Source organism: Acinetobacter sp. Lyrl_1 (assembly GCF_051948795.1).
GTDB lineage: Bacteria > Pseudomonadota > Gammaproteobacteria > Pseudomonadales > Moraxellaceae > Acinetobacter > Acinetobacter towneri.
This window is the reverse complement of the sequence record NZ_JAYJLK010000012.1, coordinates 48,921-57,540: the sequence shown is the minus strand read 5'-3', so window position 1 is coordinate 57,540 and position 8,620 is coordinate 48,921. Positions and strand designations below refer to the sequence as shown.

Sequence of the window (8,620 nt, the reverse complement as noted above, 5' to 3'; positions counted from 1 at the left end):
TAAGTCTGTTATTGGGTGATGATGAAAATATTAATGACAGACTTAACCTTTAAAAATACAATAATGCCCATATTGAAACAACAGCGAATCAAAAAAGCTTGATCCCGATGAAGCACTTGGTTACTGCATTTTATTTATTTTGTTGAGATTAGATTAATTTTCATGAAATTATTTCTTATTGTTCTAATTGGCTTAGTTCTTGAAGTCTTCGTCTGGATTGGTGTGGGCGACCTAGTGGGGAGCATGTGGTACGTGTTCTTTTGGTTTGTCGCTGCTTTCTTCATTGGTTTGAACCTGATTCGTAAATATTCTGCAGGCGTGATGCCACAAATGCAGCAAATGCAAATGGGGCAGATGAGTGCCGATCCTGCGCTGAGTAATAATTTACCTAAAATTTTTGCGGGTTTTTTATTGATGATTCCAGGATTAATCAGCGATGTTTTGGCATTGCTGGTGATGATTCCTGCCGCACAAAATGCCTTTAAAGCGGCAATGATGAAAGCCATGATGAAACGTCAGCAAGCCATGATGGATCAAATGATGGGTGGCATGATGGGCGATATGAATGGCATGGGCGGAGCAGGTCAAAACCCGTTTGCAGATTTAATGCGCCAAATGCAAGACATGCAAAATCAGCAGGGCGGTGGTCGTGATTCCAGTATTATTGATGGTGAAGCACGTGAAATTACCCCCGATGCGAAAAAAATTGAAATGAAAGATGTCAATCCACCTAAATAATATGGGTGATGCTTGAGATCAAACCGAATCGTGCTGATTCGGTTTTTTTATGGGTATTTTTTGGTGAATATGCATGTGAGTGTTTAAACATTGAGGTGTGCATTTAAAGCCTTATTTATTCTCCTACCGCACAAGGTATAATCGGATTTTCAATTCTCCTGATGTATTTATGTCTTTGTTATTCACCATTTGTGCGCTGCATTTTGTGGCACAGCTTAGTCCAGGACCAGATGTTTTATTAATTGCCAAAAGTGCAGCCAGCAATACCCGCCGTAATACCTTGCAGATTATTGCGGGTATTTCATCAGGGATTGTGGTGTGGGTGGTGCTGACCTTATTAGGTTTTACGGTTTTGGTGCAGCAATTTCCTTGGATTCAGCAAGTCTTAATGCTGATTGGCGGTTTATTTCTTGCCAAAATGGGATGGGGCATGTTGTCGGGCGGTTGGCATAGTTGGCAGCAGCGCAAACAGTTTGATGATACTCAAGTGCAAATTCCAGCCGCAAAAAACTACTTTTTATTGGGGCTATTCACCAATTTATCTAATCCGAAAACCTTAATTTATTTTAGTAGTGTATTTGCTTTGGCGTTGAGTTCATCGGCAAGTGCATCTTTGAAAGCCCAATTGGCAGTGATTATTCCAATCCAAACTTTTGTGACATTTACACTATTTATGTTGCTACTTTCTACACCAAAAATGAAAAAGTTATATCAGCGTTCAGGCAGTTATATTGATATGGTCTCGGGCGGATTATTTTTATTATTTGCTGTGTGGTTGTGGTTAGATGCACTGCGTATGTTTTAAAACATAGGTTTTGATGCCAATTAGTTAGATGATTTGATGTTGTCCAAAGCCAAGTTTGACGATTTTTCATTCAGTATTTCGGTTGCAGTCGTGTTTTCAGTTTTATCTAAATGATTGGGCTGATAAGTACGGTTTGATTGCAAAGTTGCTTCGGTATTTTCCGAACCTTGGTATTTACGACTACGGTTGGCACGTTCTCGCAAGCCACCTTTTTTAATGAGTTGCACCACTTTAACTTTACTCCGTGTAATAAAAAAATATGTGCTGAAAGCCAAGCTTGAGTCTAAACTTCAAGTAATCGAGCATGCAGAATTTTAGCATGGCATACCTATTTTAGATGGATAAAGTGACTGTTTATTCAAAAATACGATTTGCGCGAATAGCCGAACTTTGACATTCTAATTTACAAGCGATTGTGTCTGCTCAATCATCCAAAGGGTGTAAGCTACAAAGTGTCACAGTTGCTTAAACAAAATTACACTGCATCAGGGTAGATGGTGTAACAATAAAAACAAGAATTACAGTGAAGTAGGAGAATACCTATGCTGTATCATCAGTATCGTTGCGCATGTTGCAATCGGGTGGTGGAATCATCAGAAAAAGAATGTGGTACTTGTGGTTCACATATTCGTAGTCCTTATGGTTTCTGGTTATTCTGTATTTTGGCATGCTTGGCAGCAGCCGTTGTGTTTAAAGTTGTGCATGTTTATTTGCAAGATCATCAAGAAGTGCCCGTGCAACAATCGGTGCTTGAGGTGATTCGTACGCAATAAGTGCTGCATCCAAGCTTAACGCTTATTTCGTCTATACAAGATTTCAAAAAATCCTGAATCATTAAATGGCTCAGGATTTTATTCAACTGTTTTTTCAATATTGAAGAGACTCACCATTTTATTCTTCAATATGGATGAGCAATTTAAAAAGATTAGCGACTTAAGAAGTCAGCTTGGTTGATTGCAGACAGTGCAGCATTCACCTCAAAAATCTTGCCACGAATATTCTTCACGCCAAAACTTTCTAAACGTGCAGTGTGCATTTTTAAATAGCGTTCAGCATTGGCCGCATGATCAAACAGATAGATTCCACCGGCTTCCTGTGTTTGACTGTTCTCAGTCCAAATTTTCCAAAGCATGCCAGTTTCTAGGTTAATGCTTTCTGCAAGTTCACGGTACGCTTGGCTCATGCTTTCGCCAAATGGGCCTTCAGAAGGGAAATCGACTTGAAGAATAACCGCCATAATAAACTCCTACATCATTATCTTAGATGAGTATTTAAAAAATCTCAGGAATGATTCACTATAACATATTCGTATTTTGTATATTGTGGTTTGACAGCTAAATTTTAGGCATAAAAAAGCCCACCGAAGTGAGCTTGATAAAACTAAAAAGTTTTACATTACAGACCTGCAGAGGCTTTTAATGCTTCAACTTTGTCGGTTTTTTCCCATGTAAATGCAGTGTCAGAACCTTGACGACCAAAGTGGCCATAAGCTGCAGTCTGTTTATACATTGGTTGTAACAGGTTCAACATGTTGGTAATGCCGTATGGACGTAAATCGAAGTGTTCACGTACTAAAGCAATAATCAACTCATCTGCCACTTTTGCAGTGTTGAAGGTGTTGATTGAAATTGATGTTGGCTCTGCAACACCAATAGCATAAGACACCTGAATTTCACATTTGTCTGCCAAGCCAGCTGCCACAATATTTTTGGCAACATAACGGCCTGCATAAGCAGCAGAACGGTCAACTTTAGATGGGTCTTTACCAGAGAATGCACCACCACCATGACGCGCCATGCCGCCGTAAGTATCTACAATGATTTTACGACCTGTTAAGCCGCAGTCACCTACAGGACCGCCAATCACAAACATACCTGTTGGGTTGATGTGGAATTTGGTGTCTGCATGGAACATTTCTGCAGGAATCACTTTTTTCACAATTTCTTCAATTACCGCTTCTTTAAGCTGAATTTGAGAAATTTCAGGATCATGCTGAGTAGATAACACCACCGCGTCCAAACGTACAGGCACACCATTTTCATAAGCAAAAGTCACCTGACTTTTTGCATCTGGGCGTAACCACGGCAAAGCACCACTGCGACGTAATTCAGCTTGCTTTTCCATTAAGCGGTGTGCGTAAGAAATTGGGGCAGGCATTAATACATCAGTTTCACGGCTGGCGTAACCAAACATCAAACCTTGGTCACCTGCGCCTTGATCTTCAGGCTTTTGACGGTCTACACCTTGTGCAATTTCAGGTGATTGTTTACCAATCATGTTAATGACCGCACAGGTTGAACCATCAAAACCTAAGTCAGAATGATGGTAACCAATGCCATTTACGGTTTGACGAACAACGGCTTCAAAATCGACATTTGCAGTTGTTGTGATTTCACCTGCCAGTACAACCGCACCCGTTTTTACAAGCGTTTCACAAGCAACCCGCGCATAAGGGTCTTCTTTTAAGATTGCATCCAAAATGGCATCACTGATTTGGTCAGCCATTTTATCTGGATGGCCTTCGCTTACAGATTCCGAGGTAAATACAGCGTACTCGCGCATAAGTCCTATCACAGTTAAATTCAAAAGACGCAATATGTTACATCGAGTTAGACTTTAGGACTAGCGCATTACGACTAAATTGGCTGAATTTATTTCAATTCAATGACTTTTTATCGCATATCTTTAGCTAAAAAATAGATAAAGTATCGGTATGACTATATTGTGACTCAAAAATATTCATGTTGGCTAAAGTATGCTGTCATAATTTTAAACTAAGGAGCACCTTGTTTTTAAGTGGTGAATCATTTTTAAAAACAATATTGTAGATGGGTAATTTAAAGACTTTGAATTGACTTTATCTGCATCAAGCTGCATTTTCAAAAGCTGTTTTAAAATTTTGGACGATGGCTGTGATTCAATTTATTGTGTGAAAAGTGAATAAAATTCAAGATGTGTTAAAATCTGTCTATTATTTCTACAGAATACTGTTGTGTTTTAACTTGTTGCTAGGCATTTGATTGGAGTTGCTGCAAGAGCGACATCACAATTCCATCCTGCGTCTATAAATTGAAATATCTATACTTTAGAATTTTGCCAAGAATAGAGCTTAACACGGCAATTAGCTATTTTCTTGTTGTTATAAACGTGAAAACGTCTTTGAATTTGCACGAAAAATACCCTGAATGGGAATTAATGCGTAAATATTGTTGCATAGGCTTTACCCCTCAGGCGTTTTTTTGAGAGAATAGCGGCTGTTTTGAATTCTATTCATCTTCTTCTATTTAACGATTTTTTGTGGACTCTGACCTATGACGACCCCGCTTAACGAACGTCGTATTGCAAACGCAATTCGTGTATTGGCAATGGATGCTGTGCAAAAAGCAAATTCAGGACATCCAGGTGCACCGATGGGGATGGCAGATATTGCCGATGTGGTGTGGCGTGAATTTTTGAATCACAACCCAACCAATCCACAATGGGCAAACCGCGACCGTTTTGTATTGTCTAATGGTCATGGTTCAATGTTGCAATATGCGTTGTTGCATTTAACAGGTTATGATCTTTCAATCGAAGATTTAAAAGCGTTCCGTCAGTTACACTCTAAAACACCTGGCCACCCAGAATTGGGTTATGCACCAGGGATTGAAACCACCACTGGTCCACTCGGTCAGGGGATTGCCAATGCTGTTGGTTTTGCTTTAGCAGAAAAAACACTGGCTGCACAATTTAATAAAGAAGATATTCAGGTTGTAGACCATTTCACTTACTGTTTCTTGGGTGATGGTTGCTTAATGGAAGGTGTTTCACACGAAGCATGTTCATTGGCAGGTACTTTAGGTTTAGGCAAGCTGGTTGTTTATTATGATGACAACGGCATTTCTATTGATGGTGAAGTAGAAGGCTGGTTCTCTGACGATACCGAACAACGTTTCTTATCTTACGGCTGGCAAGTCTTAAAAGTTGATGGTCACGATGCCGATGCAATTCGTGCTGCAACGGTTGAAGCAAAAGCTGAAACGCAAAAACCGACTATTATTATTTGTAAAACTGTTATTGGTTTAGGTTCGCCAAACAAACAAGGTAAAGAAGACTGTCACGGTGCGCCATTAGGCCATGATGAAATCGCTTTGACGCGTCAAGCATTAGGCTGGACAGATGAAGCATTTGTTATTCCTGAAGATGTATATGCCGCTTGGGATGCTAAAGCGAAAGGTGCAGAAGCAGAAGCAGCATGGAATACAACTTTTGATGCCTATGCAGCAAAATATCCAACGGAAGCTGCAGAACTTAAACGCCGTTTAAGCGGTGAACTACCTGCAGAATTCATCGCGCAGGCAGATGCGTTTATTGTTGAAACCAATGCTAAAGCTGAAACTATTGCAACGCGTAAAGCCAGCCAAAATACTTTGCAAGCATTTGGCCCATTATTGCCTGAATTATTGGGTGGTTCTGCAGACTTGGCAGGTTCAAACTTAACCCTTTGGAAGGGTTGCCAAGGCGTTCAGGACAATGCAGCAGGGAACTACGTGCATTATGGCGTACGTGAGTTTGGTATGACTGCTATTGCAAATGGTGTAGCACTTCACGGTGGTTTCATTCCTTACGTTGCAACATTCTTAATGTTTATGGAATATGCGCGTAATGCCGTGCGTATGTCTGCATTAATGAAGCAACGTGTGATTCATGTGTATACCCACGACTCGATTGGTTTGGGTGAAGATGGTCCAACACACCAACCGATTGAACAAATTGCATCTTTACGTGGTACGCCAAACTTAAATACATGGCGTCCTGCAGATACCGTTGAAGCGGCTATTTCTTGGAAATCTGCATTAGTACGCAGCGAAGGTCCAACTGCTTTAATTTTCTCACGTCAAAACTTGCCATTCCAAACTCGTACTCAAGCGCAAATTGAGAACGTGGCAAAAGGTGGTTATGTCTTGGCTGAAGAAAAAGGTGAATTGAAAGCCATTATTATTGCAACAGGTTCAGAAGTGGGCTTGGCAATGGAAGCATACGCGCAGCTTGAAGGTGTACGTGTTGTGTCTATGCCGTGTGCAGAAGAATTTGTGAAGCAAGATGCAGCATATCGTGAAGCGGTATTGCCATCACATATTCGCGCACGTGTTGCGGTTGAAGCAGCGCATGTAGACTACTGGTGGAAGTTTGTCGGCTTAGACGGTAAAGTTATTGGTATGACAACTTATGGTGAATCTGCACCTGCAAAAGACTTGTATCAGTACTTTGGCATTACCACTGAAGCGGTTGTTGCTGCAGTAAAAGAATTAACAGCTTAATTTTTTAATACAGTGTTTTTAAAGGCGTTCCTGCAAAGGGACGTCTTTTATTTTTGCATATTTGTTTGGTATTCGATGTGATGATCCAACAAATTTTGTCAGTGTAAGTCAGGTTTGTGAATAAACCTCTGTGTAATTGAGTGAGATGAGAAATGAGTTTGTACGAGCAAATTAATGATGAAGTCACTTTAATGGATGCGGGTGAGCAAAAGTGGATTGGACAAGATTTACCACTTGAAGCTATGGTGGCGGTAGAGTTGTTGTTACAGGATTTGGCTGAAGATCAGCAAATCAAAATTCGCCGTAAGAACCATGAAAAGCAATCAGGCTTAAAGCAAGTTGATCGTATTTTGATTGAGAAGCTTTAATCTATTGCGATGAATGCGGTGCATTAAATGGTGTATCGTCAAAAATAGCTTTATTCTATGCGTAGGGTAAAGCTTTTTTTATTGCTGAAAAATAGTTTATAAAATAGCCTAAGCATAATATTCAATGTGAATCATCAAGCATTTCAAGATATAACAATTAGGCAATATCCAAGCATGCAGACAACACAAGTACAGCATAACTAAGTCAAAAAATAGATATTGTGCCGTTAAGCGGAATTCAGTTTGAACAATGGCAAGCACTTTGGCAAGGCTATCAGCAATTTTATCGGGTGCAACTCAGTGATGACGTGACACAACAGACTTGGTCAAAACTAACTGATCCTCAACGACCCTATATTTATGGCTTGGCTGCCGTATATCAAACTCAAGTTGTCGCCATTGTGCATGTAATTGAACATGACAGTTGCTGGACGCTTAAACCTTATGCCTATTTGCAAGATTTATATACCTTGCCTGAGTACAGAGGGATGGGAATTGCTCAGCAGCTTATTCAGCAGGTGAATCAAACAGCGCAACAGCGTGAATGTGATCGGGTATATTGGCTGACTCATGAAGATAATTTACAGGCACGGCAGTTGTATGATCGTGTCGCAAAAAGAACAGGTTTTATTCAATATCGCAGCCCTGCAACAGCGATGTAAAACGCGCATGCATATTTTTACAAATTTATCGTTTCAGTCATGCAACATACTGTTTTATCTTTAATCCTGTATTTGCAGCAAAAATCTATAAACTAAACCTCATTGAAACGTATCAACACTTTTAGAGATGAACAATATGAACATGAAATCAATTGCTTTAGGTTTGGCTATCGCGTCTGCAGCAACAATGACAATGGCTAAACCAGTGGCTTATCAAATTGACCCAACGCATACTGCTACTGTATTTACTTGGGATCACTTCGGTTTTTCTACGCCATCAGGTAACTTCTCAGACATTCAAGGTACTATCAACATTGATGAGAAAAAACCTGCGAACTCATCTGTTAACGTAACTATTCCATTAAGCAGCATTAACACTAACGTTAAAGCTTTAGATGAGCATTTAATGGTAGCAGACTGGTTTGATGCAGCAAAATACCCAATAATTACTTTCAAAAGTACTAAAGTTGAAACTCAAGACAAGAAAAACTTTAAAATCACTGGTGATTTAACTGTAAAAGGTGTGACTAAACCGGTAGTACTTGATGCCGTATTGAACAAGCAAGGTCCACACCCAATGACTCAGGCGGCGACTGTTGGCTTTAATGCAACAACTTCATTCAACCGTTCTGCATTTGGTATTGCAAGCTATGTACCAAACGTAGGTGATAAAATTACTGTAAACATCACTACTGAAGCATCTGTAGCTGCAAAAAAATAAGCAGATATGATGTGATAAAAGCACCA

10 protein-coding genes are annotated in these 8,620 nt (G+C 39.9%); 7 read left to right on the top strand and 3 right to left on the bottom strand.

Going from position 1 to position 8,620, the window contains the following annotated elements; genetic code table 11:
- Positions 1–162 precede the first annotated feature (162 nt).
- Together VF675_RS06145 and VF675_RS06140 are read left to right on the top strand one after the other, a co-directional pair.
- The gene (locus VF675_RS06145) at positions 163–738 is read left to right on the top strand and encodes an FxsA family protein (protein ID WP_440204942.1); all 576 of its coding nucleotides are present in this window, start codon (positions 163–165) and stop codon (positions 736–738) included.
- 169 nt (positions 739–907) lie between these two features.
- Complete coding sequence (locus tag VF675_RS06140; RefSeq protein ID WP_096901197.1) at positions 908–1,543, top strand: LysE family transporter; 636 nt, start codon at positions 908–910, stop codon at positions 1,541–1,543.
- Between the two features lie 20 nt (positions 1,544–1,563).
- On the opposite strand, the gene VF675_RS06135 is transcribed toward VF675_RS06140, so the two are convergent.
- Entirely contained in the window at positions 1,564–1,773 is a 210-nt protein-coding gene (locus tag VF675_RS06135; RefSeq protein WP_154320816.1) for a hypothetical protein, read from the bottom strand.
- 312 nt (positions 1,774–2,085) lie between these two features.
- Here VF675_RS06135 and VF675_RS06130 point away from each other — a divergent pair, with 312 nt between their 5' ends.
- Positions 2,086–2,316, top strand: coding sequence for a hypothetical protein (locus tag VF675_RS06130; protein WP_440204941.1), 231 nt, complete (start codon positions 2,086–2,088; stop codon positions 2,314–2,316).
- 152 nt (positions 2,317–2,468) lie between these two features.
- Here VF675_RS06130 and VF675_RS06125 read toward each other — a convergent pair whose 3' ends face one another.
- Positions 2,469–2,780 (bottom strand): monooxygenase, encoded by a 312-nt coding sequence (locus tag VF675_RS06125; RefSeq protein ID WP_004976884.1) that lies wholly within the window; start codon positions 2,778–2,780, stop codon positions 2,469–2,471.
- A gap of 158 nt (positions 2,781–2,938) precedes the next feature.
- Positions 2,939–4,105: a methionine adenosyltransferase gene (metK, locus tag VF675_RS06120; RefSeq protein WP_004976883.1), complete on the bottom strand. Its 1,167-nt coding sequence runs from the start codon at positions 4,103–4,105 to the stop codon at positions 2,939–2,941.
- Between the two features lie 749 nt (positions 4,106–4,854).
- Here metK and tkt point away from each other — a divergent pair.
- The 4 genes from tkt to VF675_RS06100 all read left to right on the top strand — a co-directional run bounded on the left by tkt (position 4,855) and on the right by VF675_RS06100 (position 8,594).
- Entirely contained in the window at positions 4,855–6,843 is a 1,989-nt protein-coding gene (tkt, locus tag VF675_RS06115) for a transketolase (protein WP_179997015.1), read from the top strand.
- Positions 6,844–6,995: 152 nt separating this feature from the next.
- Positions 6,996–7,211, top strand: a complete 216-nt coding sequence (locus VF675_RS06110; protein WP_004976879.1) for a hypothetical protein — start codon at positions 6,996–6,998, stop codon at positions 7,209–7,211.
- Between the two features lie 221 nt (positions 7,212–7,432).
- Positions 7,433–7,873, top strand: a complete 441-nt coding sequence (locus VF675_RS06105) for a GNAT family N-acetyltransferase (RefSeq protein WP_004976877.1) — start codon at positions 7,433–7,435, stop codon at positions 7,871–7,873.
- Positions 7,874–8,009: 136 nt separating this feature from the next.
- Positions 8,010–8,594, top strand: coding sequence for a YceI family protein (locus VF675_RS06100; RefSeq protein ID WP_440204940.1), 585 nt, complete (start codon positions 8,010–8,012; stop codon positions 8,592–8,594).
- Positions 8,595–8,620 lie beyond the last annotated feature (26 nt).